The 827-nt window shown below is 68.4% G+C and carries 2 protein-coding genes; both read left to right on the top strand.

The genetic code is table 11. The features are described 5' to 3' along the window. Positions 1-182 (top strand): hypothetical protein (locus HUK84_RS20760; protein ID WP_176641872.1); only part of this gene is annotated, 182 nt, incomplete at its 5' end. Positions 183-541: 359 nt separating this feature from the next. After that, positions 542-827: sigma-70 family RNA polymerase sigma factor (locus HUK84_RS23410; RefSeq protein WP_317135328.1), on the top strand; the 286-nt coding region annotated here is incomplete at its 3' end.

Genomic DNA, 827 nt, shown 5'->3' with positions numbered 1-827 from the left:
CCGGTCTCCGGTCCCGAGACCGCAACGAACAGAACCGGCGGCGGCGGAAGGGCGGCGAACGGCACGACCGCGCCGGGCTGGACATGCTGCACATGGGCGCTGCCGCAGGCGCAGAGCGGAAGCGCGACCAGAAGGGGCGCGATTCCCATACGGGACGATCGGCCGGGCCGGCGCGGGGCTGAGAGATGGTTCATGCCCCTGTTACGATCCGGTGCGGCCAGCCCCCCGTCCCGCCGCGTTTCCGTCGTATTTTCCTTTTCTTTCCGCGTGGGCCCGAGTGAGTTCGATGGGGTCCGAGGGGGATCGTGCCCCGCGCCGCGTATCATGGCCGAACGGATGATATGGCGGGGACACATGACGGGATGGCGCGCCCTCCGTGCGATCGATGGCCGGTCTCCGGAATTGTCGACATGGCGCGGGCAACAGGCAAGGAAGCAGGGGATGCCGGGCGAGAGCCGGAGATATGCGACGGCGTCGGACGATGAACTGCTCCGATGGTCGGGGGACGGCGACCGCCACGCCTTCGACCTGATCGACGGCGATTCGCTTCACGGGTCATGCCGAAACGGCGGAAGACCTTGTCCAGGACGCATTCGTCCGCGCCTGGACCCATGTGCGGCATTTCGATGGCGCGCGCGCGCAGTTCACGACCTGGCTGTACCGTGTCATCGTCAACCTGAGTATCGATCTGCGCCGCCGCAGACGCATGGACCCGCTGCCCGATGATTTCGACATGATCGACGACAGCCCCGCCGCCGACAGCCAGCTCGCGGCCCGGCAGGAGCGGCGCGCCCTTGTCGAGGCGCTGCGCGCGCTTCCCGTCCGCC

Origin of the sequence: Nguyenibacter vanlangensis (assembly GCF_013376155.1) — a bacterium.
In the GTDB taxonomy this organism is placed as follows: Bacteria; Pseudomonadota; Alphaproteobacteria; order Acetobacterales; family Acetobacteraceae; genus Gluconacetobacter; species Gluconacetobacter vanlangensis.
This window is presented reverse-complemented; position numbering and strand designations above follow the sequence as displayed.